This is a genomic window from Collinsella sp. LCP21S3_D3 (genome assembly GCF_052118305.1).
Lineage (GTDB): Bacteria > Actinomycetota > Coriobacteriia > Coriobacteriales > Coriobacteriaceae > Collinsella.
In genome coordinates this window covers 1-439 of record NZ_JBQKHK010000065.1, presented here as the reverse complement: position 1 = coordinate 439, position 439 = coordinate 1, and the positions used below count along the sequence as shown (strand labels likewise).

The window sequence follows — 439 nt, the reverse complement described above, 5'->3', positions numbered from 1 at the left end:
GATGTACGCCACGGGCACGAGCACCCGCAAGGTGCAGAGGGTGGCCGAGAAGATGGGCGTCTCCAGGCTCTCGAAGGACCAGGTGAGCGCAATCGCCTCGAGCCTGGACGCGGACATCGAGGATCTGTGCGGAAGGCCGCTCGACGGCTCGCCGGTGCCCTACGTCTGGCTCGACGCGGCCTACGTCAAGTGCCGCCGCGGGGGGCGCGTCGCCTCCACCGCCGTGGTCACCGCCATCGGCTGCGATGCGGGCGGCTGGAGGCGCGTCCTTGGTGTCGACGTGGTCGACACCGAGTCCTACGACTCGTGGCTCGCCTTCCTGCGGGCCATCCGCTCGCGCGGGGCGGCGGGCGTGCGGCTCGTCGTCTCGGACGCCCACCCGGGGCTCGTCCGGGCGCTCGGCGAGGTCTTCCAGGGCGCCGCGTGGCAGCGCTGCGCG

Annotated in this window: 1 protein-coding gene; it reads left to right on the top strand. The window is 73.1% G+C overall.

Annotation, left to right across the window (positions count from 1 at the left end; translation table 11 throughout):
- Positions 1 to 439, top strand: a 439-nt coding sequence (locus ACTQ1S_RS09395; protein WP_441547574.1) for an IS256 family transposase, incomplete at both ends; no start/stop codon positions are given.